Consider the following 25,205-nt stretch of genomic DNA (forward strand, 5'->3'; position numbering starts at 1 on the left):
CGGAACGCGGGCCGGGCCAGCGGTACGCCAGTGCCGGCCGCCGGTCCCCGCGGCGAGCGGCCGCTGTTCCGGTTGTTCACCGCCGCCGCCACGGGCACGGCGCAGGCTGTTGTTGGTGACAGTGTCGCACCCCTGCGCGGACTGCGCGCGTCGCCGCGCGATTTGCCGGGCCCGCGGCAAACCCGCGACAATCGCCCGATGCCATCCGGGAAGCCAGCATGAACCAGCCAGCCGAAGCCGAAGCGCGCGACGTGATGGAGTACGACGTGGTGACCGTGGGCGCGGGGCCCGCAGGGCTGTCGTTCGCGATCCGCCTCAAGCAGCTGAACCCGGACATCTCGGTCTGCGTGATCGAGAAATCGAGCACCATCGGGGCGCACATCCTGTCGGGAGCGGTGATCGAGCCCGGCCCGCTCGACGCGCTGCTGCCCGGCTGGCGCGACAATCCGCCGCCGGTGTGCGTGCCGGCCGCGGAGGACGAGTTCTGGCTGCTGTCTAAGGATGGCGGCCGGAAGGCGCCGATCGTCCCGCCCGGCATGCGCAACCACGGCAATTTCATCGTCTCGCTCGGTGCGATGTGCGCGTGGCTGGCGCCGCAGGCCGAGGCGCTGGGTGTCGAGGTCTTTCCGGGGTTCGCCGCCGCCGAAACCCTGCACGACGACGATGGCGCCGTCATCGGGGTGCGCATCGGCGACATGGGCATTGCGAAGGACGGCGCGCGCAAGCCCGGCTACACCGCGGGCATCGATATCCGCGCGAAAGTGACGGTGCTGGCGGAAGGCGCCCGCGGCCACCTCACCAAGCGCCTGGTGAAGCGCTTCTCGCTGGACGCGGACAGCGACCCGCAGGCCTATTCGATCGGCATCAAGGAACTCTGGCAGCTGCCGGCCGGGCGCGGCAGCCCGGGGAAGATCGTGCACACGCTCGGCTGGCCGGCCGACAACCGCACCTACGGCGGCAGCTTCATCTACCACCTGGAGAACGACCAGGTGGCGATCGGCTACGTCAGCGGCCTGGACTATGCCGACCCCAACTACGCGCCCTACGAGGCGTTCCAGCAGTGGAAGCACCACCCGACGGTCAAGCCGCTGCTGGACGGCGGCAATATCCTCTCGGCCGGCGCTCGCGCCATCGTCACCGGCGGCTGGCAGTCGCTGCCGAAGGTGGAAATGCCCGGCGCGCTGCTGATCGGCGACACCGCCGGCCTGCTCAACGTGCCCAAGATCAAGGGCACCCACCAGGCGATTCGCAGCGGCATGCTCGCCGCCGAGCACCTGGCGGCCGGAGAGCTGAAGCCGGCCGGGTTCGACGCGAAACTGCGCGCCTCCGAGGCGATGAAGGAACTGCGCAAGGTCCGCAACATCAAGCCCGGTTTCAAGAAGGGCCTGTGGTTCGGCCTCGCCAACGGCGCCTGGGAGACCGCCACCGCCGGGCTGTCGCCGTGGACGCTGAAGGTGAGCGCGGACTGGTGCGCGCTCGACAAGCTCGGGGAACACGAGCAGCCGGAGCGCGACTACGTCCGGCGCGACCTGCCGCCGCGCGACCGCCTGGCCGGGGTGTATTTCGCCGCGACCGAGCACGACGAGGACCAGCCGGTCCACCTGATCGTGCACGACACCGAGGTCTGCGTGGCCCGTTGCGCGGAGGAGTACGGCAACCCCTGCACCCGGTTCTGCCCGGCCGCGGTCTACGAGATCGTCGAGGACGCCGCCGCCGAGCACGGCAGGCGCCTGCAGATCAACGCCGCCAACTGCGTGCACTGCAAGACCTGCGACATCAAGGACCCGTACGAGATCATCACCTGGGTCGCGCCGGAGGGCGGCTCGGGGCCGAATTACCAGAATCTCTAACGGCCCACCGCATTTCCGGCCGGCCGCTCACGGTCGCTATCCGCCGGTGACCGAACGGCCGCGCCCGATTCCGTAATAGGCGATGCCGGCCTGCTCCAGCTCGTCGGGGTCGTAGACGTTGCGTCCATCGAAGACCACCGCATCGCCGAGCGTCCTGAATGCGGCCAGGTCGGGGCTGCGGAACTGCCGCCACTCGGTCACCACGGCCAGCGCGTCGGCGCCGCGCAAGGCTTCCTCCATCGAGTCGCAAAGCACGAGGTCCACGCGTTCTCCGTAGATTCGCCGCGCCTCATCCATCGCCTCGGGATCATAGGCCCGGACCCGCGCGCCCGCCGCCCAAAGCTGTTCCATCAGCCGCCGGCTGGATGCGGCACGCATATCGTCCGTGTCGGGCTTGAAGGCCAGCCCCCAGATCGCCACGGTCCGGTCGGACAATTGCCCGTCGAAGTGTCGATGGATGAGCTCGAACAGGTGCGCCTTCTGGCGTTCGTTGACCTCTTCCACCGCGTCCAGTAGTTGCGGGCGGTAGCCGTGTTGTTGCGCGGTGCGAGCGAGGGCCTGCACGTCCTTGGGGAAACATGACCCGCCGTACCCGACCCCGGGGTAGATGAATTGCCACCCGATTCGGGGGTCCGAACCGATGCCACGGCGGACCATCTCGATGTCCGCGCCGACGCGCTCGGCGATGTTGGAGATTTCATTCATGAAGCTGATCTTGGTCGCCAACATGGCGTTCGCCGCATATTTGGTCAGCTCCGCTGAGCGCACGTCCATCACCACGAAGCGGTCGTGATTGCGGACGAACGGCGCATAGAGGCGCTTGAGCTTATCCACGGCAGCATCCGCGGTCGCACCGATGACGATCCGGTCGGGATGCATGCAGTCGTTGACCGCATCTCCTTCCTTCAGGAATTCTGGATTCGACACGACTTCGAAGTCGATCTCGACCTTACGCTGCGAAAGCTCGCCGGCGATGGCGCCCCTCACCAACTGCGCGGTGCCCACCGGCACAGTGGATTTGTTGACCACGATCGCGGACGTTCGGAGGTTGGCGCCGATGGTCTTCGCCACCCTCAGCACGTACTGCAGGTCGGCACTGCCGTCCTCGTCCGGCGGAGTGCCCACGGCGATGAAAACGATCTCAGCACCTGCAATCGCTGCCGCGGCGTCGGTGGTGAAGTGCAGCCGGCCATCGCTGCCGTTCCTGACGACCATCGAGTCCAGCCCGGGCTCGTAGATCGGCAGGCGCCCCTGCCTCAACCCCTCGATCTTGGCCTCGTCCACGTCCACGCAGGTCACGTCATGTCCGATCTCGGACAGGCAGGTGCCGGTCACCAGGCCCACATAGCCTGTCCCGAAGATGCTCACTTTCATCGATCTGGTTTCCGACTGCGGTCAGGGGGATAGTCTATCTGGACCTCGGCCGGGGCCGGCGCCCGTACCGCCTCGAAGGCGCTTCTCGCAGTGCACCGTGGGCGCGGACAAACGTGCCGCCAGGCAGCGCTAGCGGGAGGCGACGGGGACGCCGGTGCTGGCGCGCAACTCGTCCTCGGCGACATCCGGCGCCAGTTCCACCAGCTTCAGCCCCTCGGGGGTCACGTCGAGCACGCCCAGGTCGGTGATGATCCGGTCCACCACGCCGACACCGGTCAGCGGCAGGCTGCATTCGGGCAGGATCTTGTGGCTGCCGTCCTTCGCCACGTGCTCCATCAGCACCACCACGCGCTTGACGCCGGCGACCAGGTCCATCGCCCCGCCCATGCCCTTGACCATCTTGCCCGGCACCATCCAGTTGGCCAGATCGCCCTTGTCGGTGACCTGCATCGCGCCGAGGATCGCTAGGTCGACGTGTCCGCCGCGGATCATCGCGAAGGAGTCGTGGCTGCCGAAATAGCTCGCCCCGCTGCGCGCGGTGACGGTCTGCTTGCCGGCGTTGATCAGGTCGGCGTCGACCTCTTCCTCGGTCGGGAACGGGCCGATCCCGAGTAGGCCGTTCTCGGACTGCAGCCACACGTCCACCCCGTCCGGGAGGTGGTTGGCCACCAGCGTCGGCAGGCCGATGCCGAGGTTGACGTAGGCGCCGTCGGTCAGCTCCTGCGCGGCGCGGCGGGCCATCTGGTCGCGGTTCCAGGGCATTGGTCGGTTCTCCATCCTGTTCGGGGGTTGTCGCCTTTGTCGCGGCGGCGCGGCGGTCGATCCGCTCCAGGCGGCCATCCATGCCGGTGGCTGGCGTTTCAGCGGATGCCGGCAGGCGTCGCCGCCTGGTCCGGCGTCCGGCCTCAGGCCTCGCGCACGATCCGCTGCTCGATGCGCTTTTCCGGCGTCGGGTTGTGGACGATGCGGTCGACGTAGATGCCGGGCAGGTGCACGTGGTCCGGGTCCAGCGCGCCGGTCTCCACCACCTCCTCCACCTCGGCCACGCAGACCCGGCCGGCGGTGGCGCAGGCGGGGTTGAAGTTGCGCGCGGTCTTGCGGAACACCAGGTTGCCGGCGCGGTCGGCCTTCCACGCCTTGACCAGCGCCAGGTCGGCGGTGAGCGCGGTTTCCATCACGTAGTGGTGCTCGCCGAACTGCCGGGTCTCCTTGCCCTCGGCCACCACCGTGCCGTAGCCGGTCCGGGTGAAGAAGGCGGGGATGCCCGCGCCGCCGGCGCGCAGCCGTTCGGCCAGGGTGCCCTGCGGATTGAACTCGAGCTCGAGTTCGCCGGCCAGGAACTGGCGTTCGAATTCCTTGTTCTCGCCGACGTAGGAGGACACCATCTTGCGGATCTGCCGGGTCTCCAGCAGCAGGCCGAGGCCGAAGCCGTCGACGCCGGCATTGTTGGAGATCACCGTCAGCTCCTTGGCGCCGGAATCGCGCAGCGCGGCGATCAGGGCTTCCGGAATCCCGCACAGGCCGAACCCGCCGACTGCCAGGGTCTGGCCATCGGCGACCAGGCCATCCAGCGCGGCAGCCGCATCGGGGTAGAGCTTGTTCCGGGCATCGGTAGACGGGGCAACGGCCTCGGCCATCGGGCGGCTCCTCGGGCGGAAAGCGCACAGTCTACCGCCTGGTGCCGGCGCCGCCGACCGTACCTTCGGACAGGGGCGCGCCGGTAGACTTGCCGGATGCCCCGGATCGCCCTCGCCACAGCCGTCGCCACGACCGGCCACGACCCCGACATGCCGCTGCTGCTGGAGGCGTGCGCCCGGGCGGGGCTCGACGCGCAGGCCCTGGCCTGGGACGACCCCAGCGTCGGCTGGTCCCGCTTCGACCTGGTGCTGCTGCGTTCGACCTGGGATTACGCGCTGCGGCGCGCAGAATTCCTCGACTGGTGCGGACGGGTGGCCGCGTGCACCCGCCTGCTCAACCCTGCGCCGATCCTGGAGTGGAATACCGACAAGCACTACCTGGCCGACCTGGCGGCGGATGGACTGCCGGTCATTCCCTGCACCTTCGTGGAACCGGATGCCGAGCCGATACCGGCGCTGCAGGCATTTCTGGAGGGCGGCGGCCACGACGACGGATTCGTCGTCAAGCCGGCGGTCGGCGCCGGCGCGCGCGATGCGCAGCGCCACACCGCGCAGCAGGAAGTGGCGGCGGCCGGCCACCTCGCGCGCCTGCTCGACGCGGGGCGCAGCGTGCTGCTGCAGCCGTACCTGGCCGAGGTGGACCGCCACGGCGAAACCGCCCTGGTGTATCTGGGCGGCACGTTCAGCCACGCCGCCCGCAAGGCGGCGCTGCTCGGCCAGGGCTGCGACGCCGACGGCGCGCCGCTGGCGCCGGAGACGATCACGCCCGCCGAGGCCTCGCCGGCGCAGCGCCAGCTGGCCGACACGGCGCTGGACGCTCTCCGGCGCCGGTTCGCGCTCGAAGCGCCCCTGCCCTATGCCCGCGTCGACCTGATCGCCGCCGCCGACGGCACCCCCCGGCTGCTCGAGCTCGAACTCACCGAGCCCTCGCTGTTCCTGCCGCAGGCGCCGGGCGCGGCCGCGCGCCTGGTGGCCGCCCTGGTCGCCAGGCTGGAAACCGGCCTGTGAAGGCGGATTCGCGCCCGCCCCTGCCGAACCGGTAAAATCCAGGGGTTCTGCACCCAGGCTGGCCGCTGGCCGCCGCATCCAAAGGAACCCCCGCAACGATGAAGATCCTCGTCGGCTACAAGCGCGTGGTGGACTACAACGTCCGCATCCAGGTCAAGCCGGACGGCTCCGGCGTGGTCACCGACGGCGTGAAGCTCTCGCCGAACCCGTTCGACGATATCGCCCTGGAGGAGGCGCTGCGGCTGCGCGACCAGGGCGTGGCGAGCGAGGTGGTGGTCGCCACCATCGCCCCGGCCGACGCCCAGGCGCACCTGCGCAACGGCCTGGCGATGGGCGCCAACCGCGCCGTGCACGTGGTCGCCGACCAGCCGGTGCAGCCGCTCACCGCCGCCCGCACCTTTCTCAAGCTGATCGAGAAGGAGCAGCCGGACCTGGTGATCCTCGGCAAGCAGGCGATCGACGACGACGCCAGCCAGACCGGCCAGATGCTGGCCACGCTGTGGGGCCGCCCGCAGGCCACGTTCGCCTCGAAGCTCGAGATCGCCGACGGCAAGGCCACGGTGACCCGCGAGGTCGACGCCGGGCTGGAGACGCTCGAGGTCGATCTGCCCGCGGTGGTGACCACCGACCTGCGCCTGAACGAGCCGCGCTTCATCAAGCTGCCGGACATCATGAAGGCCAAGAGCAAGCCGCTGGAGACGATTCCGTTCGCCGACCTCGGCGTCGAGTCCGGCGATTTCCTCGAAACCACCGCCCATGCCGCGCCGCCGAAGCGCAGCAAGGGCGTGATGGTGAAGGACGCGGCCGAGCTGGTCGCGATGCTGAAGGAAAAGGGGCTGCTGTAGCCTGCTTCCGGCCCCCTCTCCCGCGGGAGAGGCCAGGGGCGAGGGCGCGAAGCACCACGCTGACGCGACCCGCCCGAACCGTTCACGGAGATACCGAATGTCCAACGTCCTCATCGTCGCCGAACACCTCGACGGCCGGCTCAACGGCTCGACCGCCAAGTGCGTGGCGGCCGCGCAGGCGCTTTCGCCCGACGCCATCGACGTCGTCGTGCTCGCGGCCGATCCCGCCGCCGTGGCCACCGAGGCGGCCAAGCTCGCCGGCGTGCGCAAGGTGCTCACCGTTGCCGACCAGGCCAATGCCCATCCGCTCGCCCAGGTGCTCGGGCCGCAGGTGGCGAAACTCGCCGGGGACTACAGCCACGTGTTCGGCCCCTCCACCACCTTCGGCAAGGACCTGATGCCGGTGGTGGCGGCCCTGCTCGGCACCGCCCAGGTGTCCGATGTGATGACGGTCGAGTCCAGCCACGAGTTCACCCGCCCCATCTACGCCGGCAACGCGATCATCACGGTGAAGGCCCCGACCGACCGCCCGGTGGTGGCGACCGTGCGCACCGCCTCCTGGCGCGAGGCAGCGCGCGACGGCAGCGCCAGCATCGAAGCCGCAGACGTCGATGCGGAGCTGCCCACACACACCCGCTTCGTCGAGCTGGCGGCCGGCAGTTCCGACCGCCCCGACCTGCAGAGCGCCAAGCGCGTGGTTTCCGGGGGCCGCGGGGTCGGCTCGGAGGAGAACTTCAAGATCATCTTCGACTTCGCCGACAAGCTCGGCGCGGCGGTCGGCGCCTCCCGCGCCGCGGTCGATGCCGGCTACGTGCCCAACGAGCTGCAGGTAGGACAGACCGGCAAGATCATCGCTCCCGAGCTGTACATCGCCATCGGCATCTCCGGGGCGATCCAGCACCTGACAGGGATCAAGGACGCCGGCACCATCGTCGCGATCAACAAGGATCCGGATTCGGCGATCTTCGAGATCGCGGATATCGGGCTGGTGGGGGACCTGTTTAAGGTACTCCCCGAGCTCGAAGCGGCACTTTGACCTCGGGAAGCGACTCGTCCGCATCGACGACCTCCGACCTCGTGGCAACCATATGATCCCAAAAAAGGTTATGGTCGTTTTCGGCACCAGACCGGAAGCAATCAAGATGGCCCCGGTGGTAGCGGTACTCCGCGCTATCTCGGGTATTGATACATTGGTCGCAGTAACTGCGCAGCATCGGGAGATGCTCGATCAGGTGTTAACGCTTTTCGAGATCGCACCCAACATCGATCTCGACGTAATGCGTCACGGCCAGACGCTGCCCCAGGTTTTCGGCCGTATCCTCGAAGGTATGTCGAGTGCACTCGCGGAACACCGTCCCGATCTGGTTTTAGTTCACGGCGATACCAGCACTACTCTGGCCGCCGCACTCGCCGCACTCTATTCCAAAATCCCTGTAGGACACGTTGAAGCGGGTCTACGGACTGGAGACATCCATTCACCTTGGCCGGAAGAGGCCAACCGTCGGCTCACCGCTCCTCTGGCAGAACTGCATTTCGCGCCTACCGAGCGGGCCGCGCGCAATTTGCTGGCCGAGGGCATCGACGAATCGCAAATTCACATAACGGGCAATACAGTCATCGACGCTCTACTCGACGTGGTCGCTCGGCTTGAGGAGCGGCCAGATTTAGCGACGCGGCTGGCCTGTCAGTTTCCGTTTATCAATCCTGACAAGCGGCTCATCCTGGTGACCGGCCATCGCCGCGAGAGCTTTGGGCACGGTTTCGAGCAGATCTGCCTTGCATTGACCGACATCGCTGCCCGAGAGGATGTGCAAGTGCTTTATCCGGTACATTTGAATCCGAACGTGCGCGAACCGGCAAACCGTATCCTCTCGCGTCATCCCAGGGTAAGGCTCATCGAGCCACAGGATTACCTTCCCTTCGTCTATCTAATGTCTCGTGCTCACGTGATCCTTACCGACTCGGGAGGCGTTCAGGAAGAAGCGCCGTCATTGGGCAAACCGGTACTGGTAATGCGAGAGACTACAGAACGACCGGAGGCGGTGGATGCGGGTACCGTGCGCCTGGTCGGCACCTCCCGTGAGCGCATCGTATCCGAAACCGTGCGACTGCTCGATGACATTCCGAGGTACCAGTCGATGGCTCAAGCGCACAACCCCTACGGTGATGGGGAAGCCGCTCGTCGCATCGGCCAAGTGGTCGCGGGATTTCTCCTAAGCTAAACGAATCGGTATCCACACCCATAATATGAACTCTGCTTGTTGTTATCGGAGTCGGCACATCTCGCCGAAGACACAAGTTGGATTCAGGAAACACTAGAAGGGAGATGCTTCGGCAACTCCGCGCATGAACCGGCGGCATAAGGCTGCCGGTCACAATTGGACGCTGACATGCAACCAGCCGGTAATTTCTACGATAAGTACCACACCAAGAACCCACTTGCGCGTTGGCTCATGACGGGATTTCTGGATTCATTCGACACGCTGCTCCAGCGCGTCGGGGGATGCGCGACTGCTCTGGAAGCCGGGTGTGGAGAAGGCGAACTTACTATTCGGGCCGCCCAATGCACTGGCGCTCGCATCCGTGCGTTCGACATCTCCCCCAATGTCGTAGCAGAGGCGGAAAGGCGTATTGCGGCAGCGGAGTTGTCCAATCGTGTTGACCTTCGCACGGACAGTATCTATGAACTCGTGCCTGAGCGGGACAGTGCGGATTTGGTGATTTGCTGTGAAGTCCTCGAACACTTGGACGAACCGAACGTCGCGATCGACAAGCTTGCTTCTGTATGCGGCCAATACCTGATCGCGAGCGTGCCGCGCGAGCCACTATGGAGGATCCTGAACATGGCGCGCGGTAAGTACTGGCGAGACTTCGGAAACACGCCTGGTCACTACCAGCACTGGTCGAGCGGAGCCTTCGTTGCCCTCCTTGAACGTCGCTTTGAAATTGTAGAACTACGCCGACCTCTCCCCTGGACGATGGCGCTTTGCCGCCCCAGACGTTAATGCCCCTTAAGAAGCTCGCGAGAATCGCCGGTTGGATCCTGAGTTTGGCGTGTTTGGTCTTCTTCATACGTCATGTCGCGCAGGTAGGCTTGGCTGTACCGGATCGCTCCGCGAGCGCAACCGCGGGCTTCCTGATTGGCAGTATGATCACCTACGCCCTCGCGGTATTCGTACTGGCGTTGGCTTGGCTGCGCATGTTGCGCGTGGATGCCGGGCGTGCGGAACCTCTGGCGCTCATGGCAAGCTACCTAGTGGGGCAATTCGCGAAGTATCTTCCAGGCAACATCTTTCAATATGCAGCGCGGCACGGCATGGGGGCTGCCGCTGGCGCAAGCCACCAAGGCCTCGTCGGAGCCGCATTCGCCGAGATCTACCTGCTTCTTTGTTGCGGGGGAGCACTAGCGATCGCCACGGGGACAGTGGCGTTGGCGGACGCGGTTCCTGCGTGGCCGTCGCTTCCCAAGTGGCTCGGTGCGTTTCCGTTGATTGCTGCTTTTGCCGTCTCGCTACCCGGCCGGCTCGCACCCAGATTGCGTTGGCTTCCTCGTATGCCCACTGCAACGGTCGCTGCAGTCTGTGCCTGCTACCTGACCTTTTTTCTCATGTTCGGCGTCCTTTATGTATTCTCCTTGACATGGGTCACTGGGTCACCGCCCGACCTCGTAGCTGTAGTCGGCTCGGCTGCAGCTGCTTGGGTCGTCGGCTTCATCATTCCCGGACCGCCTGCTGGTGCGGGGGTCAGGGAAGCTGCGCTGACAATTGGTGCCGGCCATAGTCCCCAGGAGGCAGCTGTCGCTGCGTCCATCGTACTATTTCGACTTATCACCCTTGGCGGGGATTTCGTCGCGTTTATCGCCGGCAGTTTGATCGGCTCACGCTATCGCGTCTCAAGGCCAGACAACAAGAGAGAGGATGCCGGCAGATGAAGCTTATTATCCAGATCCCATGCTGGAATGAAGCCGAGACGCTCGCTACAAGCCTGCGAGCACTCCCACGTGAGGTAAAAGGCTTCAAGAAGGTCGAGTGGCTGATCGTTGACGACGGGTCGACGGACAGCACCGTCGATGTGGCGCGTGCTTGCGGAGTGGATCATGTTGTGCGTCACCCGGTAAATCGCGGTTTGGCAGTCGCTTTCATGAGCGGGCTGGATGCATGTCTTCGCTTGGATGCAGATCTTATAGTCAATACCGACGCCGACAATCAATATGATGCCCGTGACATCCCCAAGCTGACTCAACCGGTGCTCGATGGAACTGCAGACATGGTAATCGGTGAACGTCCGATCGACCAGACGGACCATTTCTCTTGGCTCAAGAAGAAACTGCAACGTCTTGGAAGCTGGGCCGTGAGGATCGCCAGCAGGACCGAGGTGACGGACGCACCGAGTGGCTTTCGAGCCATTTCTAGAGATACGGCCATGCGATTGAGTGTTTTCTCCAGTTACACCTACACTCTTGAGACGATCATACAAGCCGGGCACAGCAACCTCCGCGTACTCTCCGTGCCTGTACGCACCAATGGCGATCTGCGCCCCTCGCGACTCGTAAAGAGTATCTCCAGCTATGTCTCCCGGTCTCTTGTCACCATCCTTCGCGTATTTGCGATCTATCGCCCGCTGGCGTTGTTCATGTGGCCGGGTGGAATACTCATAGGGCTAGGGCTGGTTGCTGGAATCCGCTTTTTATACTTTTTTCTGACAGCCGATGGGGCCGGCCATATTCAGTCCGTTGTATTCGCATCCATGTGCCTGGTCCTTGGCACTTTGTTGGTGATGCTTGGCTTTCTCGCGGAACTCATCGCTACAAATCGCAAGCTTCTTGAAAAGATCCACTACAAGCTGCGCACTATAGAGCAGGAAGGTCGTAACTAGCGGTGCAAGGAAGCGAATGATGACACGACCTCCTCCAGACTTGCTCCGTACTTCGTCTGTTATAGCCGGCATCGGCCTGCTGTCGTTTCTGATCGTAGTCACCTTCTTCCCCGGGGTGATGACCAAAGACAGCGAGGCGGCGCTCGATCAGGCGCGGAGCCTTGAACTGACCGACTGGCATCCTCCGATCATGGCGCTGATCTGGCGCTACTTGGACGCCATCATTAGAGGCCCCCTACTTATGCTCGTCAGTCAGGCGCTGCTATATGCGTGGGCAGTAACGAAGCTATGCAGGGAGGGGTTTCCTCGAATCAACCGACTCGCTCCTGCTTGGGTGACAGTTCTCGCATTTGGTTTGTTCCCGCCAGCGATGGCTCTGATCGGCATGATTTGGAAGGATGTTTGGATGTCCGGGCTCCTATTGCTGGGGCTTGGATATCTATATGGGATAACCACCGTGACAACGTCGGCCGAACGACTACGCGCGTTCGCATCTCTGGTAGTTTGCTGTTTGCTTGCTACCGCATTTCGCCACAACGCTGTATCTGCGACTGCCGGCCTGCTCGCTGGGGGTTGCTATTTCCTGCTACCCACCAGAGATGGCTATCTGAAACTGCTACTTTCATGCCTTGGTGGTTTAGTAATCGCGTTTGCTTTGTGGTTGGCGAACGGCATTCTTGTTCGCTCGGTCGCATCTCCTACGCACCCAACGACATCGATCCTCTTGCATGATATTGCAGGCATAATCACAAACTCATCGGATCCACAGGATGAAGCCGCTTACTTCCTAACCTCGCACTCGAAAGTCAGCTCCCGGCCGCATGCGCAGTTTATGCGGCAACTTGAACGCAGCTACCGTCCGAGTGACGCCAATGGCGTACTGAGAAGCTCGCGACGTACCAACGTCCCATTCGATATTGTCGTTTACGATCGGGATCATGACGCAGCAGCAGTCAGGTCAGCATGGGGGGATCTGCTAGCAAGAAATTTGAGGGCTTACCTAGCTCATCGTTTGGACACTTTCCTCTGTCTTCTGCAACTATGCGATATCGAAGCCTGGGCCAACCATAGCTATGTCCTCAATCCGAGTTATCTCGGTACGGAATCCAGTAGCGCGGCTCAGGCAAAGCTTCGGCATATCTTTCTCGAGCGACGGCTTGTGCGTCTATACTCGCCCGCGTGGTGGCTCGCAGTTTCTCTGGTGGTCGGCGCGGGATCGCTAGTACTTGGTCGCGGCCGCGGCAAGGTCCCATTTTTTATGGGCTTGAGCGGCTTGGGCTTATCCGTCGCCTTGTTCTTCACCGCTCCTATCGAAAGCTATCGCTATATGCACTGGGTGATCCTGCTGGGCTGGACTTGCGTGTTCGTGATGATGGAGAGAGTGTTGTCGCGAATGGCCCACCGTGCCGAGACTGCACGGAATAGTGCCTACGACGAACGCGCGAGCGTCTAGCCCCCGCATGGTCCATCTTGCCTGACAACCGACAAGCCGTGGCGAGTCCTCGTGTCGCGACTGCTCATTGGTGAGGCTGGATGCGCGCCAATTTGGCGAATAGACCAGTATCCGTGCATTCCCCCGGCACCCACCTTGTCCCACACTTAGCCACGTGGCCGTTGATGAGATCTTTTTTGGATTACCTATGTTCAAGCCGCTGATTTTTCTGCTTCTGCTCTGTTTGGCGATCGTACTCGCTCTGCCAAGTCTTTCTCCTTCCCATAGCGACACCAGAGCCCAACCGGGAGGGCAATCGCACTCCCAGCGCGACGAAATCATAGCCAACGCTTCGGATGCTATTCGCGCCTACGACTCGGAGGATTTGCAGAGCTTCCACGGACACTATTCGTCGCTCAGATACCTAGCCATGCCCAGCCCCGGGATCGCGATGCCCGCTTTCGAGCGTTTGTCCGCAGATCTGAAAGATTTCTTCTATGTTGAATTCAATGTTCCCTCCCAGACGCCCGAGAAAATTTTGCTTGATGTCGTGGTCGACGGAGATCTTGTCGGGCACGTTCGAGGCGGCAACGACATTCAAATCTCATTCGTGAATTCGTGGAAATGGGCGAACATTACGGCCCCGCGTCGTCGACCCGAGCAAGGGCTGGCGTCGCTTCGTGTTGCGCGCGCGCGGGGGCACCTTCGACTCTGCCTGAATCAGCGATGTGTCACTAGCGATGAGGCGGGCAACTTTCCCAAGGAAATTGCCTTACATTCGCGCACCCCAGAAGCTCATCTTTTTAACCTCCAGATGATCGATTCCTCAGGGCGGCGCGATTGGATGGAGAGCAACGGCAGCCTCACGAGAGAAGCACCCGCCCCGCGCAGAGTCCTCGCTTGGGAACGGATGTCGAAAACGATCTACCATACGGCGCTCAATCTCTATGCGGGCTTTATCCTGTGTGCTCAGGAGCGATCCACAACTCCTGATGACTGCGCCACCATCAGAAAACGTGCACCGGCAGTTGCCGGCGCCATGGCGCTGCAGCTTGCGCAGTGGCCGAACTGGCGGACCTACGACGCCACGGCGCCGGCTGGGTCGCTTCCTTTGAATACGGGGTTCTCCGCATGGGACAAGGGGAACTGGGCGAACGGGTATCTTCCCTATGCCGTGATGCTTCTAGCGCACTTGGCCGATGGCGCGAATTGGGGCGAGACTTCCGAAGCTGTACTTCCGGCGTACCGGATACTGGGTGAGCAGTACCTGCGCAACGAACTCTTTCATGAGCGCGCGGGGCACTGGATCAAACGCTCGAACAACCACGGCGGGATCATTCTCGGCAACGGCTATGCAGCTCAGCTACTCGCCAACCAGTGCAGGGAGGACGAACTTGCGGCGGACCTGCGAGCGTCATTCCGCAAGGTCGCCGAGGGCTCGTTCCTCAACGGAGTGTACGCGGAGTCCTTCACTTATCTGCAGGTCTTTGTCCTGGAGTCGTTCCCGGCGGTCTTCACTCGGCAGCAGTGCTTCGGCGAAACGTTCCCGGCGGCTTTCTCCCAACTGTACGGAGATGTATCACTTTCCGAAATCGCCGCCGCCTCGCATTTTCTCACCACACCCGATGGTGGAGCTCTGGTGCCGTTCGGCGATTGCTGTGGCACCTCGGTGTGGCGCAAGGATTCACTGGAAGTGCTGAGCCGGGCATATCCGGCGCTGCACGATTCCGTCGAGAAGGGCCTCTACGGAATGGAGGGAAATCCGGCGTTCGTATTTCTCAGCAGCGACGGTGCCGCAACCGAAGTCGGCTCCGATTCGCATCCCGACGCCGGCACCCACCTCTCCTCTGGATCAGCACTGGAGTGCTTCCATTCCGGGCTGGGAATCGCCGCCGGAAGAGTTGATACTGGAATGGGCTTGCTGCAATCCGCCATCTCCTCCACTCGTTTGCATTTCACACACAACAAGGACTGGGACCTGGGTTCGGTCTATCTGGCACTTGATGGCGACGTGATCATTGGCGAACGGCTCGACGGAGACCCAGGCAGGCACCGCCAGGCCACGCGCCACAGCACCGCCTGGATCGAACGCGTTGTCGACCAGTATCCAGGCTGCTTTTCGGATTCCACTGAAGACTGTCCTTCCAGAACGATCAACGGCGAGATACAGAACCAAGCCGGTACGGAAGGAACGTGTAGCGCGCGGGCCCGCCTGAACAGCGGGTCGAACAGCTTCAGGGAGTGGAAGCTGCAAACCAGTCCCGAAGGAATCGCGCGTGTACGCATCGCGGACTTCATCGACACCCGCAACGATGGGCAGGTGCTTTTTGCCCATTTCGAGCTGCCGGGCGACGTCTCCCGCGTCGAAGACGGGCAAACACTGCGCATCGTTCGCGATCGTTGGCAGGCCGACATCCAGATCAACGGATACCAGATAGCACGAATGCAGCCCAAGCAGACGGAATACGGAACCTATACCTCGCTGGACCTTTCCTCACCGGAGCTGCCGCCCGCTGCTGATCCCACGGCTGCAGGCACGGTCACGATCACGATCCGTCCACGAGGAGAAGGAAGAGCGCGGCAACAGTAGCAGTGCTGGGCTTCGCTCATCGGACATGAGCTGGCTCTCCCCCGCGCTGCTGTCCAGCGTCCAGCAACCCGAGCAGTTCATTCGCGATCCTGTCGAAGCCATAGCGACCTACGACAATCGCCCGATTCTCGCGGGCCACGGCATCGCGCTCCGCGAGGCTCATTCCAATGAAACCCAGCACCCGATCGCATGCTTGCGCAACATCCTCCACCACCCACTCGCCGGCGTAGACGCGCTCGGCTCCTGGCCAAGGCCAGACCACGGGGAAGCACCCGCTGAGCACGCCATCGGCAAGAGCATAGTGGAACGATTCCGACTCGCTGCATGAAAGCACCACGTCGATGCCCTTGTACCAGCGAGCAACGTCGTTCCCCCAGGGCGCGAACCCGACCCGGTCCCGCAGCCGCGGGTCGCTGTCGATACGGGCATACTGTCGGTGGTAGAACTCCAGCTCGTCGCGTCGACCCGGTGCCTGCATGAACTCGAGCGTCTCCGGGCGATGGCCTTTCAGTTCGAGTCGCGCATCCACGCCCCGCTCGACCAGCGCCGCGAGCAGATCCAATGCCCTGTCGAAGCGCTTGAGCGTCGGCACAATGCCGACCATCCCGAGCACCACTCTTTCTTCGTTGAGCAGCCTGCCCTCCAGTGTGTACTCCTGGTCGAGGACATAGTTGGGAATCACATGAGTCTTTTCCTCAGGCCAGCCCCAGAGCTCGAGGGCCCTCTCGCGGATCGTGTCCGAAACGAAGACGAACGCATCCACTGCCTTTGCGTCGATCTCGGCGCCAAACCTCCTGGCGCGTTCCCGCACCTCTTGCGCATGCACGCGAACCACCAGTCGTTTGCCCTCGGGCAGGTGCTTCGACGCCCATGCTGCGTTCGCCAGCCCCCATTCGCAAAACAGGACATCCGCGCGGCCGGCGAGCACCGCACTCGTCGTTTCGTCCCTACTTCTCCCCCAATCCCATCTGTCGCATAGAATGCGATGGCCAGCTGCCTTCGAACGCGAGACGAAGGCGTCGATAAACTTCATGTCATGGCCCGCAATGACGGTGGTACGACCATCAAGGCACTCGGGGTCCGGAAGAAGTCGCGGCCCGACCCGCTCCACCACGGCATCGAAGCCGTGCTTCGTCGAGATGCGTCTGGATAGATCGATCGGGGGTTCGCACCATCGCGGCGCCCGCACGATCTGCATGAACCCGTCGTAGCCGCTTATGAAGAACGGGTAGTCTTCCCCGAGTGTGACGCGGTTGATGTCGCTCGGGTGGCAGATACACCGCGCGCCCAGCGAAGCCATCTCGACGAGCTTGGTGGAGAGTTCGATCGTCAGCTCTTCGAATCTCGCGGGGCGGTAGCACCAGACGAAGTCCATCCGGGACATCAACTCCATCGACGCCAGCCGGTTGAAGTCGGTGTAGTGGCGCACCCCAAGCCTTTGGATACGGTCGAGCACCTCTCCACGCAGGTGCTCATAGCCCGGCTCGGGGCCGTTGCTGATCTTGTTGGCGACGATGTGCAGTTCTATCTGCAGCCCCTCGGCGATGGCACGCTCCGACCAATCGAGCAGCTCGATCACCCCCCAGCGGGAATTCACCTTCCCGGCATAGCCTATCCGGACCACGCCATCATCCGGCGACGGCCGAAGAGATACCGGGGGCATGTCGACGGGCACGACTGGAGGCAGTTCCACCGAACGGTATTCGCCCGCGATGCTCCGCAGGACCCCTTCTATTTCCGGCGTCTGCACCAGTACCGCCTCGGCGTGCGCCAGGCAGCTGCGCACCATGGCGACCTGCGCCTCGCTCGAGATGCGTTCGCCCGCAAGCACAGAGTAGAAATCGGTGAGGTACACCGCTGCCCGGCCATCGAACTGTCGATCCGCCAGCAGAGCATCGGCCGCCTCCAGGCCTCTCACGACCACGCGCCTGGTTCCCGGCACGAGAGCATCGACCTCGCGAACCACCTTGATCGCATCCTGCATACTGAACTGGACCATGCCGGCGAACACCGAGGGATCGAGCACAATTAGGTTCTCGGGGTTGCGCACGTTCGACAGGACGACCGGCTGGGTCACCGGGACCTTGGACACCAGAATGCAAGGGCCTCTCGAGCAGAGGATGGAAGCCATGGTGGACAGCCAGACCGAGGATCCATCCACGATGTTGAGATTGATGTCGGCGTACAGGATCGAAGCTGCGTCGTCCGCCCTCGCTTGGCTCGATATCCATTGCAGGAGCGTCGATGAAAGATCGTCGGGCAACCTGGCTGGCATCTCACTCGTCGCGCCGCCGGCCACGGCGGGGTTGAGCCGCCTGGCGATTCCGCGCCTGGCAAGACGAAGCAACCTGACCGGCAGCCTGAACGCTCCATCCAGAGACGTCATTGCCCGGATCAACGCCAGTCCCAGCTGGAAGGCGGTGCTTTCCTCCAACTCTTTGTTGCGAATCTCGTGGCTCGTCATCGCGTGACGCAGATGGCGTATCTGCCTGCCGCGTTGCTCGACTTCCTGGTGCAGCGTCTCGATCTTCTCGGCGTGGAAGGTTTCCAGGTCGCGCCGCATCTGCGCTTCCCTGCCGGACGCCAGTTCCTCCACCCGGGCGAGCGCCTGTTCAAGGCGCCCGACCGCGATCGTTCCGGCGCGCTCTCGCTGATCCTCGCGAGATGCCTGCTCCTGCAGCGCGGAGGACAACGTCTTGCCCGCTTCGTTGAACGCGGACGTCAAGGCGGAGATCTTTTCGTCCACGGCAGCCAGTGCCGCAGCGTCCGCCACCGGAACGGCCGCCTTGCTTGGCGACCCCGGCTGCGGATCGGAGAGCTTGCGCTCGAGCTCGACCACCCGGGCTTCGGCCGCGCGCTGGAACCTGCGAGCACGCCGCAGCAGCACGTGATACCGGTACTCCTGGATCACTTCCCGCGACATGAGGCGTTCGAAACGCTCGTCTGTTTTGCACGCCTCGATAGGGCGGAAAAGATGCGTCGGGGTGGCGTTGAACGTCTCCCAATACCCGTAGCCATGCTGAAGCATCCACCGAGAGAGACGGCGGAAGCTCGCTTCGTCTTGGGACTCCACATAGACCAGCGGACGATCTCGCGCTATCAGGTTCGCGGCACCTTCCAGCACGTCCAGTTCCATTCCCTCGACGTCGATCTTGATCATCGCGACAGGCGCGTCGAACTCGATCTCGTCCAGCGGCAGGACCTCGATATCGCCCTCTCCGATCGCGAGCGCCTGCGCACCGAGGTTGTCTGGCCGGTCCTGGGATATACGCGCCACCCCGCGGGACCGCCCCAACCCGCAAGCACGTACATCTACCAAGCGTCCCAGCAGGTTCAACGTGGCTGCCTCGACGATCGCCTCCGCCAACCCCGATTGCGGCTCGAATGCAACGACCCTCGCGCCCCCGATCGCCGCAAGATAGATCGCGTGGTTCCCGATGTTGGCGCCGACATCCAGGACCAAGTCGCCAGGCGCGATCCTGGCCGCCATGTCCTGGAGCATCTCCTCCTCGTACGGCTTTCCGGACTCGTGTATGAGCTTCTGCAGATAGTCGGTCTCCGCATCCGGAAGGACGAGGAGATAACTCCCGCATCCGTCGGTGGTACCGACCCGGCGAGCCCGCTCGAATGCCGTCATCGTCCCTTCCCTCCAAGTATTCCGGTGAAGTCAAGCACTTCGCTTCCATCAAACAGACCGGCTTCCTTGAAGGCATCGTGCGCCACCAAGATCACGTTCAGGTCGGCGCTCTCGAGCGCATGGCGCAAACCCACCAGTTCGACACCCTGCAGTTCACTGGCGCCCGTCTCGATATGCGGCTCGACCACGAATACCTCGGAGTTCAGCGCGCCGGCCAGTTCAGAGACCACCTCGATGGCCGGACTCTCGCGAAGATCGTCGATGTTGGGTTTGAAGGCGAGCCCGTAACACGCCACGCGCATCTGCCCAGGCTCCCTCCCGGACGCGACCGAGAGACCGGCCAGTTCATCCAAGATGCGTTGAACCACCCAGTGCGGCTTTCCGTCGTTTACCTCCCGCGCCGTCCGGATCAACCGCGCTTGGCGCGGGCTTTTCGACACGATGAACCATGGATCGACGGCGATGCAGTGCCCACCCACCCCGCAGCCTGGCCGAAGAATCTCGACACGCGGGTGGCGGTTGGCCAGCCGTATCAGCTCCCACACGTCGATCCCGAGGTCGTCGCAGATGATGGACAATTCGTTCGCGAACGCGATGTTGACGTCGCGATATGCGTTCTCGGTGAGCTTGCACATCTCCGCAGTCCGTGCGCTGGTCGTGACGAGCTCGCCTTCGACGAAGGTCCGGTAGAGCTCCTTTGCCCGTTCGGAACAGGTGGGAGTCAGCCCGCCAATCACGCGATCGTTCTCCACCAATTCGCGCACTACGTGTCCTGGCAAGACGCGTTCCGGGCAGTAGGCGACGTGTACGTCTGTTTCGCCCCCATTTTCTACGGGGAACCTCAGGTCCGGACGTTCCGTCGCCATCCACTCGACCAAACGCTCTGTGGCGCCAACGGGGGATGTCGATTCCAGAATCACGACGTTACCCCTGGCGAGTACCTTTGCAACCGAGCGCGCGGCCGCTTCCACATAGGCAAGGTCGGGCTCGTTCCCATCCTTGAACGGAGTCGGCACGGCGATCAGGAAGGCGTCCGCCGGCTCCGGGGCGAGCGCCGCGCGAAGAAAGCCGCGCTGAACGCTGGTCGAAACCAGTGCATCGAGTTCCGGCTCGACGATATGGATCCGGCCGTCATTGACGGTGCGCACCACCACCGAATTGGTGTCTACCCCAAGCACCTCGACCCCGCGCGACGCGAACATGGTCGCGGTCGGCAAGCCAATGTAGCCCAGGCCGATCACGGAAATCTTCATGCTTTGCTCCAGTTGGAAGGACATACATCAGCGCGGGTCGAAGGATATTCCGCGGCCATGAAGGCGGGCATCGAAGCTCCGCTCCCACCTTGCGCATACGAGAACGCATCGATGGAAACATATGCATCCGTGGCATGCCCACCCTGTTCGGCAAGACCGATGGATTGCAGGGTACTGTTGCCCGGCCATACCCTGGCCCTGGCGAGGGATCTGCGCAGCGGTATCGGCCCGCAATGGGTGTACTCGGCTTCGGTACCCTGCTGCTCCAGTGCCGCTCCGTCCCAGTGATAGTACGCCCCCTTCCCGACCGCGTTCCCGGCGTACGAGCCGGCCGCCAGACAAAGGTCGAGGAGATAATGTGGACCGTACCAGTCCATTGGAGACCAGTAACCTAGTAGCGTATCGCCACCGAGCAGCTCGCTCAGCGGAGCCGAAAGCTGGTCTGCGGTGAGGCGACGGACACCTCGGCAGGGCTCCACCCCATCGGCAACCCAGGCGACGGCTTCTCCGCACACGCCACGCTGCGACTCCAAGAAGGCGGCCAGGCGTGCCATCTCGCCCGCGTCAGCAACTCTCGCCACCATGGCGACCTCCGGCTGGCGCAGTTCGTCGCGCCCTGCGATGCGACCGATCAGCATCGCCAGCCTGGCACTCCACGAGTGCCTGCCCACCGCGGCCCGCACACCCAGCGCACGCGTGAGTCGGCGCGACATGGACGCAGGTTCACTGTACTCGCGCCGCGCCTTCTCGGCGATTCGCTCGCGCCGACTGAACTGTTCTACCAGCCCCGGGAAAAACTCGCCGAGGGCGCGGCAAGGGTTGCTGTACACCGTGGTGCCGCAGGCCAGCATCTCCACGGCCCGCCTGGCGAACATGGTGGGCGAGTCAGTTACCGTGTTTATCGACAGTCCGATCGAGTAGCGGCGGTAGATATCTCCGATGCGCGCGTAGTCCACTGCCGGATAAAGTGCGTCTGCGAATCTGTCTGGATAATCTCCGATCTCCGGTGGTCCAGGTCTGCGATAGACATGAAAAGGGCCGGCATCCATGAGTCCCTCGGCAAGCTCGCTGAATTCGGCGCACCGTCGGGGAAAATTGCCATACCACGCCCCAGCGAAGAAGGAAGCGCGCTCCCTAGGACTCGAGGAGAGCGGGTTGTGCAGCCGGGGCTGGACCGGGAAAGTCATGACCCCCAGGCGGTCGTGTCGCAGTTCGCGTCGATAGCGCGAAATCGAGCCGGCGTCCGTTGTGAACACCCAGTCGAACAACTTCGCCGTCGCCAGAAAATCGTCGAGATGGACCGGGTCTTCCTTGGCCCAGAAGACCGTTGGGATACCTGCATGGCGGCAGAATCGCACGAGCCTGGTGACGACTTCGCCGCCTCCGGTCACCAGTCCCCGCCACTGCCCGGCGCATCCGGACCAGCAGGACTCCACGAAAAGCAGCTGCGGCCGTGTCTTCTGGACCTGCAGCCGCCAGATCTTCGGGGAAAGGAACGTCGCCTCGCATTCTGGTGCGAGACCCAGGCCTGTGAACTCGTCGCAGACGACTGCGACCCGGAGGTCGGTTGCCGGCCGCAAGTGCCTAGGATCGACCGGGCTCATCCGGGAGGCGCTGATTGCGTCGCCGACGCGGACGATACGCCGGGCAATGGCGGCCGCAGCCCGGGTTGTCAACCCAGGTTCAACCATGAGAGCTTTCCCGGCCCTCTCCACCAGCTGCCGAATGTGCCCCCTGCACCCTAAGGTTCCTGTTTGATCAGCGTTCGATAGGTCGAGATCACCTCGTCGACCTCCCCCAGTTGGACCAGCCGCCCCTTCTCCAACAGGATCGCTTTATTGCAGACGCTGCGCAGCAGCTGCGCGTTGTGCGAAGCCAACATTACGATCTGAGCGCTATCCACCCGTGAACGCATGCGTTCCTTTGCCTTCTCTACGAAAGCAGCGTCGCCTGTACCGATCCATTCATCCATGATGAGGATCTGGTGTTCGCTGGCGGTGGCGATCGAGAAGCCCAGCCGCATTTTCTGCCCCGAGGAGAGAGTACGCAATCTGTCGTTGGCCTTTTCCTCGAGCTCGCCGAACGCAAGTACATCATCGACCAGTCCCACCGCCTCTGCGGGCTTTCGGCCCATGGCGATCGCCCGCAATATGATGTTCTCGACCAGAGTCGCCTCGGGGCTGAAACCAAGCGATAGATTCAGCAGCGCCTGCCGCGTTCCGGCCACGCTCAGCGTTCCGCGCGACGGCGGATAGGCGCCCACCAGAACCTTCAGCAGAGTTGACTTTCCGGCCCCGTTCCGACCGATCACTCCGACCCTGTCACCGGGCAAGAGTTCGAAGCTGACATCGTCCAGCGTGGTGCGAAGCTCCCGCTTCGGCGGAAGGAACGCGGCCTTGAGGAACAGGCTCAGCGAGGCGCGAGTACTGCGCTGGTCCTGGGTGTAGACCGGCAAGTCGAGGCCTATGCGGTCGGCCCGGATATGGACGTCTTTCATACCCACACCGGCACGAAGCGTGCGTACCGCCGATAGACCAGCGCGGCCGCGAGCCAGCCGATGACCAGCAACCCGATGACGTAGGCGATGGTGAACGGCTCCAGGGACTCTCCCAGAATGGGAGCACGAACCAACTCGACGAAATGAAAGAGCGGATTCGCCCGCGCCACCGATCCCCGAAACGTTCCCGCAGGCACTTGTTCGGCGGTCCAGATGATGGGGGTGAACAGAAATCCGAACATCATGATACTGCCGATGAACTCGTACACGTCGGTCAGCCGTGCGCCGATGATGGCCACGATCGCGGCCATCCACCCCACGTTGAGCAAGAGCAGCAGCATCGAAGGCAACAGCGTCACCAAGCCAAGCGGTTCGAACGTCGGGCTGATCCACAGGGCCAGCGCAACGACCGGAATCGTGAATACCAGATAGAAGCCGGCTTTCGCCATCACCCTGAGCATGTAGTCCGTCAGCCTGACTCTGCCATCGAGGATGAAGGCCGCGTGGTGGGCGCAGGTAGTGGTGGATTCGTTGAGGGACACCGTCACGAAACGGAAGAGCACATAGCCGATTGCCATGTGGGGGATGAACGATGCAATGTCGTACCCTTGCAGACGGGCGAAGAATCCGCCCACCACGAAGGCGTAGAGAAACGGGGGCAGGAACACCCAGAACAGTCCGAGGCGGGAACGGCGGTACTTGGTGACCAGCTCCAGCCAGGTTGAGTAGATCCAGAACTCCGGCCGGCGCAGGCTCTCGGCGTAATCTCCCAGCAGGGACCTACCCTTCATCCAAGAGCCCCGACGAGATCGGCCTGCAGGTCCTCGATCTCCTCCACCCCCACGCTCAATCGCACCAGGTTCGCATCGATCCCGAGCTGCGCGCGGCGCTGCTCCGGCACCGAGGCGTGCGTCATCACCGCCGGGTGGTTGACCAGGCTCTCCACCCCGCCGAGCGACTCGGCCAGGGTGAACAGCTCGGTCCGCTCGCAGAAACGCTGCGCCGCCTCGTATCCGCCCTTCAGCCAGATCGAGACCATCCCGCCGAATCCATCCATCTGCCGCTTCGCGAGTTCGTGCTGCGGATGCGAGGCGAGACCTGGATAGGCCACCTTTTCGACCACCGGGTGGCCCTCCAGCCACTCGGCCAGCGCCTGCGCGTTGTCGCAGTGCGCACGCATCCGCAAGTGCAGGGTCTTGAGCCCACGCAGGGCCAGGAAGCTGTCGAACGGGCCCTGCACGGCACCGATCGAGTTCTGCAGAAAGGCCAGCTGCTCGGCCAGTTCGGCGTCGTCGCCCACCACGGCCATGCCGCCGACCATGTCGGAATGGCCGTTGAGGTATTTGGTGGCCGAATGCACCACGATGTGCGCGCCCAGCGCCAGCGGGCGCTGCAGGATCGGCGAGCAGAAGGTGTTGTCGACTACCACGATCAGGCCGCGCTTGCGGGCGAGTTCCGCGATCGGCGCGATGTCGACCAGCTTGAGCAGCGGGTTGGTGGGGGTCTCGATCCAGACCATGCGGGTCTGGGGGCGGATCGCGGCCTCGAACGCCGCCGCGTCGCTCAGGTCCACCCAGCTGAAGTCCAGCCCGGCCGAACGCCGCCGTACCCGCTCGAACAGCCGGTAGGTACCGCCGTAGACATCGTCCATGGCGATCACGTGGCTGCCGGAATCCAGCAGTTCCAGCACCGTCGAGGTCGCCGCCATGCCGGAGGCGAAGGCATAGCCGCGGCTGCCGCCTTCCAGGCCGGCCACGCAGCGCTCATAGGCGAAGCGGGTGGGATTGTGGCTGCGCGAGTACTCGAACCCCTGGTGCTCGCCCGGGCTGCGCTGGGCGTAGGTGGAGGTCGCGTAGATCGGCGGCATCACCGCGCCGGTGCTGGGGTCGGGCGACTGGCCGGCGTGGATGGCCAGGGTGCCGAGCCCCCGGGGTTCCGGCCCGGCGTCGGCCGCGCGGCGGTCGTCCGTCATTCGGGGAAATCCTATGAAAACAGGGCGCGGATTCTACCATTGGCGGGGTTAACGCATGCCCGCCCGGGACGCGCTGCGCCGGGAATCGGCCCGGCATTCGCCGATCGACCGCGCCGGCCTCGGGCCAGGACCGGCGGGGCTGCCGTTGCGTGGCGGTCGCGAGCGGCGGTGGACGCCGGCTCGGGCCCGCCGCCGCTGCCGCCTCCTGCGGCGGGCTGGGGGCGTCTATCGTCTC

General features: G+C 63.7%; 19 protein-coding genes. 10 read left to right on the forward strand and 9 right to left on the reverse strand.

The window, feature by feature from the left end; genetic code table 11:
- The first annotated feature begins 218 nt into the window (after nt 1-218).
- On the forward strand, nt 219-1,850 hold the full coding sequence (locus tag QFW77_RS08225; RefSeq protein ID WP_280574002.1) for an electron transfer flavoprotein-ubiquinone oxidoreductase: 1,632 nt from the start codon (nt 219-221) through the stop codon (nt 1,848-1,850).
- A 36-nt stretch (nt 1,851-1,886) separates the two neighbouring features.
- Here the strand turns inward: QFW77_RS08225 and QFW77_RS08230 are convergent, their stop codons facing one another.
- The 3 genes from QFW77_RS08230 to QFW77_RS08240 form a co-directional block, all read right to left on the reverse strand.
- Nucleotides 1,887-3,224 carry a UDP-glucose dehydrogenase family protein gene (locus QFW77_RS08230; RefSeq protein ID WP_280574003.1) on the reverse strand — a complete coding sequence of 446 codons (1,338 nt, stop codon included), beginning with the start codon at nt 3,222-3,224 and terminating at the stop codon, nt 1,887-1,889.
- Between the two features lie 129 nt (nt 3,225-3,353).
- Complete coding sequence (locus QFW77_RS08235) at nt 3,354-3,986, reverse strand: CoA transferase subunit B (RefSeq protein WP_280574004.1); 633 nt, start codon at nt 3,984-3,986, stop codon at nt 3,354-3,356.
- A 143-nt stretch (nt 3,987-4,129) separates the two neighbouring features.
- The gene (locus QFW77_RS08240) at nt 4,130-4,861 is read right to left on the reverse strand and encodes a CoA transferase subunit A (protein ID WP_280574006.1); all 732 of its coding nucleotides are present in this window, start codon (nt 4,859-4,861) and stop codon (nt 4,130-4,132) included.
- Nucleotides 4,862-4,957: 96 nt separating this feature from the next.
- On the opposite strand from QFW77_RS08240, the gene QFW77_RS08245 reads away from it, so the two are divergent.
- The 9 genes from QFW77_RS08245 to QFW77_RS08285 all read left to right on the forward strand — a co-directional run bounded on the left by QFW77_RS08245 (nt 4,958) and on the right by QFW77_RS08285 (nt 15,611).
- Nucleotides 4,958-5,869 carry an ATP-grasp domain-containing protein gene (locus QFW77_RS08245; RefSeq protein WP_280574007.1) on the forward strand — a complete coding sequence of 304 codons (912 nt, stop codon included), beginning with the start codon at nt 4,958-4,960 and terminating at the stop codon, nt 5,867-5,869.
- A gap of 98 nt (nt 5,870-5,967) precedes the next feature.
- The gene (locus tag QFW77_RS08250; protein WP_280574008.1) at nt 5,968-6,714 is read left to right on the forward strand and encodes an electron transfer flavoprotein subunit beta/FixA family protein; all 747 of its coding nucleotides are present in this window, start codon (nt 5,968-5,970) and stop codon (nt 6,712-6,714) included.
- Nucleotides 6,715-6,811: 97 nt separating this feature from the next.
- Entirely contained in the window at nt 6,812-7,750 is a 939-nt protein-coding gene (locus tag QFW77_RS08255; protein WP_280574009.1) for an electron transfer flavoprotein subunit alpha/FixB family protein, read from the forward strand.
- Nucleotides 7,751-7,820: 70 nt separating this feature from the next.
- Entirely contained in the window at nt 7,821-8,936 is a 1,116-nt protein-coding gene (gene wecB / locus QFW77_RS08260) for a non-hydrolyzing UDP-N-acetylglucosamine 2-epimerase (RefSeq protein ID WP_345782117.1), read from the forward strand.
- Nucleotides 8,937-9,104: 168 nt separating this feature from the next.
- The gene (locus tag QFW77_RS08265) at nt 9,105-9,719 is read left to right on the forward strand and encodes a class I SAM-dependent methyltransferase (RefSeq protein WP_280574012.1); all 615 of its coding nucleotides are present in this window, start codon (nt 9,105-9,107) and stop codon (nt 9,717-9,719) included.
- Between the two features lie 143 nt (nt 9,720-9,862).
- Entirely contained in the window at nt 9,863-10,645 is a 783-nt protein-coding gene (locus tag QFW77_RS08270) for a hypothetical protein (RefSeq protein ID WP_280574013.1), read from the forward strand.
- A complete protein-coding gene (locus QFW77_RS08275; protein ID WP_280574014.1) occupies nt 10,642-11,589 on the forward strand; it encodes a glycosyltransferase family 2 protein in 948 nt (315 codons plus the stop codon). The genes QFW77_RS08270 and QFW77_RS08275 overlap by 4 nt, the downstream gene beginning before the upstream one ends.
- Before the next feature lie 16 nt (nt 11,590-11,605).
- Complete coding sequence (locus QFW77_RS08280) at nt 11,606-13,042, forward strand: hypothetical protein (RefSeq protein ID WP_280574015.1); 1,437 nt, start codon at nt 11,606-11,608, stop codon at nt 13,040-13,042.
- A gap of 187 nt (nt 13,043-13,229) precedes the next feature.
- Nucleotides 13,230-15,611, forward strand: coding sequence for a hypothetical protein (locus tag QFW77_RS08285; protein WP_280574016.1), 2,382 nt, complete (start codon nt 13,230-13,232; stop codon nt 15,609-15,611).
- Nucleotides 15,612-15,627: 16 nt separating this feature from the next.
- Here QFW77_RS08285 and QFW77_RS08290 read toward each other — a convergent pair whose 3' ends face one another.
- From QFW77_RS08290 to QFW77_RS08315, 6 genes are read right to left on the reverse strand one after another with little or no spacing between them, the layout of a single operon-like run.
- The gene (locus QFW77_RS08290) at nt 15,628-19,248 is read right to left on the reverse strand and encodes an FkbM family methyltransferase (RefSeq protein ID WP_280574018.1); all 3,621 of its coding nucleotides are present in this window, start codon (nt 19,246-19,248) and stop codon (nt 15,628-15,630) included.
- On the reverse strand, nt 19,245-20,501 hold the full coding sequence (wecC, locus tag QFW77_RS08295; protein ID WP_280574019.1) for a UDP-N-acetyl-D-mannosamine dehydrogenase: 1,257 nt from the start codon (nt 20,499-20,501) through the stop codon (nt 19,245-19,247). Before wecC ends, QFW77_RS08290 begins: the two co-directional genes overlap by 4 nt.
- Nucleotides 20,498-22,192, reverse strand: coding sequence for a CgeB family protein (locus tag QFW77_RS08300; protein ID WP_280574021.1), 1,695 nt, complete (start codon nt 22,190-22,192; stop codon nt 20,498-20,500). Before QFW77_RS08300 ends, wecC begins: the two co-directional genes overlap by 4 nt.
- A 50-nt stretch (nt 22,193-22,242) precedes the next feature.
- Nucleotides 22,243-22,998 carry an ABC transporter ATP-binding protein gene (locus tag QFW77_RS08305; protein ID WP_280574022.1) on the reverse strand — a complete coding sequence of 252 codons (756 nt, stop codon included), beginning with the start codon at nt 22,996-22,998 and terminating at the stop codon, nt 22,243-22,245.
- Nucleotides 22,995-23,789, reverse strand: coding sequence for an ABC transporter permease (locus tag QFW77_RS08310; RefSeq protein ID WP_280574023.1), 795 nt, complete (start codon nt 23,787-23,789; stop codon nt 22,995-22,997). The genes QFW77_RS08305 and QFW77_RS08310 overlap by 4 nt, the downstream gene beginning before the upstream one ends.
- A complete protein-coding gene (locus tag QFW77_RS08315) occupies nt 23,786-24,970 on the reverse strand; it encodes a cystathionine gamma-synthase (protein WP_280574024.1) in 1,185 nt (394 codons plus the stop codon). The genes QFW77_RS08310 and QFW77_RS08315 overlap by 4 nt, the downstream gene beginning before the upstream one ends.
- Between the last annotated feature and the right edge of the window lie 235 nt (nt 24,971-25,205).

The organism is Luteimonas endophytica (assembly GCF_029887875.1).
GTDB classification, from domain to species: Bacteria; Pseudomonadota; Gammaproteobacteria; order Xanthomonadales; family Xanthomonadaceae; genus Luteimonas; species Luteimonas endophytica.

Coding starts and splice junctions, on each gene's coding strand:
- QFW77_RS08265 (WP_280574012.1), top strand. CDS start 9,105: ATGCAACCAGCCGGTAATTTCTACGATAAGTACCACACCAAGAACCCA.
- QFW77_RS08280 (WP_280574015.1), top strand. CDS start 11,606: ATGATGACACGACCTCCTCCAGACTTGCTCCGTACTTCGTCTGTTATA.
- QFW77_RS08285 (WP_280574016.1), top strand. CDS start 13,230: ATGTTCAAGCCGCTGATTTTTCTGCTTCTGCTCTGTTTGGCGATCGTA.
- QFW77_RS08235 (WP_280574004.1), bottom strand. CDS start 3,986: ATGCCCTGGAACCGCGACCAGATGGCCCGCCGCGCCGCGCAGGAGCTG.
- wecB (WP_345782117.1), top strand. CDS start 7,821: ATGGTCGTTTTCGGCACCAGACCGGAAGCAATCAAGATGGCCCCGGTG.
- wecC (WP_280574019.1), bottom strand. CDS start 20,501: ATGAAGATTTCCGTGATCGGCCTGGGCTACATTGGCTTGCCGACCGCG.
- QFW77_RS08315 (WP_280574024.1), bottom strand. CDS start 24,970: ATGACGGACGACCGCCGCGCGGCCGACGCCGGGCCGGAACCCCGGGGG.
- QFW77_RS08310 (WP_280574023.1), bottom strand. CDS start 23,789: ATGAAGGGTAGGTCCCTGCTGGGAGATTACGCCGAGAGCCTGCGCCGG.
- QFW77_RS08240 (WP_280574006.1), bottom strand. CDS start 4,861: ATGGCCGAGGCCGTTGCCCCGTCTACCGATGCCCGGAACAAGCTCTAC.
- QFW77_RS08275 (WP_280574014.1), top strand. CDS start 10,642: ATGAAGCTTATTATCCAGATCCCATGCTGGAATGAAGCCGAGACGCTC.
- QFW77_RS08255 (WP_280574009.1), top strand. CDS start 6,812: ATGTCCAACGTCCTCATCGTCGCCGAACACCTCGACGGCCGGCTCAAC.
- QFW77_RS08290 (WP_280574018.1), bottom strand. CDS start 19,248: ATGACGGCATTCGAGCGGGCTCGCCGGGTCGGTACCACCGACGGATGC.
- QFW77_RS08230 (WP_280574003.1), bottom strand. CDS start 3,224: ATGAAAGTGAGCATCTTCGGGACAGGCTATGTGGGCCTGGTGACCGGC.
- QFW77_RS08225 (WP_280574002.1), top strand. CDS start 219: ATGAACCAGCCAGCCGAAGCCGAAGCGCGCGACGTGATGGAGTACGAC.
- QFW77_RS08245 (WP_280574007.1), top strand. CDS start 4,958: ATGCCCCGGATCGCCCTCGCCACAGCCGTCGCCACGACCGGCCACGAC.
- QFW77_RS08270 (WP_280574013.1), top strand. CDS start 9,863: ATGATCACCTACGCCCTCGCGGTATTCGTACTGGCGTTGGCTTGGCTG.
- QFW77_RS08305 (WP_280574022.1), bottom strand. CDS start 22,998: ATGAAAGACGTCCATATCCGGGCCGACCGCATAGGCCTCGACTTGCCG.
- QFW77_RS08250 (WP_280574008.1), top strand. CDS start 5,968: ATGAAGATCCTCGTCGGCTACAAGCGCGTGGTGGACTACAACGTCCGC.
- QFW77_RS08300 (WP_280574021.1), bottom strand. CDS start 22,192: ATGGTTGAACCTGGGTTGACAACCCGGGCTGCGGCCGCCATTGCCCGG.